This window comes from Mycobacterium parascrofulaceum ATCC BAA-614 (genome assembly GCF_000164135.1).
Lineage (GTDB): Bacteria > Actinomycetota > Actinomycetes > Mycobacteriales > Mycobacteriaceae > Mycobacterium > Mycobacterium parascrofulaceum.
This window is the reverse complement of record NZ_GG770563.1, coordinates 104,542-105,475: the sequence shown is the minus strand read 5'-3', so window position 1 is coordinate 105,475 and position 934 is coordinate 104,542. Positions and strand designations below refer to the sequence as shown.

2 protein-coding genes are annotated in these 934 nt (G+C 64.3%); both read right to left on the bottom strand.

Going from position 1 to position 934, the window contains the following annotated elements; all coding sequences use genetic code 11:
• Window positions 1-79 precede the first annotated feature (79 nt).
• A complete protein-coding gene (locus HMPREF0591_RS29045) occupies window positions 80-382 on the bottom strand; it encodes a hypothetical protein (protein WP_040624393.1) in 303 nt (100 codons plus the stop codon).
• Window positions 383-464: 82 nt separating this feature from the next.
• Window positions 465-934, bottom strand: a 470-nt coding sequence (locus HMPREF0591_RS29040; RefSeq protein WP_007172424.1) for a hypothetical protein, incomplete at its 5' end; no start/stop codon positions are given.

Genomic DNA, 934 nt, shown 5'->3' with positions numbered 1-934 from the left:
TCAGCGGACCGGAAGAAAAGGGGGGCCCGGCCACCCCCTCGTGGTGGGAGAGGCGGCCGGGCCCGGAGAGGTCCTTGGGTTAGGTCAGGCCTGCCGCGCGGATGCGGTCGCGGATCAGCGCCAGGTCGACGCTCCGTTTTATTGGACTCACATAGTGACTGGCCCAATTTTCAAATCCGTTTATCGCGGCTTCCACTTCGCTTATTTGGACCTCAGGGCGGGTGATCGCGATTTCGTCCCCGTTCTCGCGGTCGTAGGCCTTGGCCACGACGGCGACAAGTTGTCCGATTCCGTCGACAGTTTGTCGGAACCGCATCTTGCGGCGCTTGCCGTCGGCGGGGTCAATGAAGTACCAGCCTTGGCAGTAGTCGATGTCGGTCATGTCGATCAGTCCTTTCTGGTCGGGATGGTACGCGGCCGGGCCGACGTTCACGTGTGACGCTGGCCCGGCCGCGAAAGTGGGGTTAGGCCGCCAGCAGGGCGGCGGCGGCAATGTGGTCGAGGGCGGTGTCGAGGTCCTCGTGGACGACGGAGGGTTGGTTGTCGACGGTGACGGTCCACATCGGCTGGTCGCCGATTCCGGCGGTCAGAGTGCAGGTGTGGCCGGCGTGGGCGGCGCGGTAGGACCAGTCGTGGCCGGGGACGGCGTGAAAGGTGAGTTCACTGGCGCGGACCTTGAGGATTCGGGTGTGCGGCTCGGTGTTGAGGTCAGGTGCGGTCGCCTCGACGGCGGCCATCTGACCGTGGGCATCGGTGGCGAACAGGACCAGGCGGTGCCCACTTTCGCGGGTGTAGTCATGCACGGTGGTGAGCCCGATGTCGCCGTGGTTGTGAAAGAGAATTCGGGTGATGCCGTACTGCTGGTCCTGGATGCGTCCTGCGGCCTCGTCGACGAGGTTGAAGGCGAGCTCGAATTCGTGATCCATGATGTTTG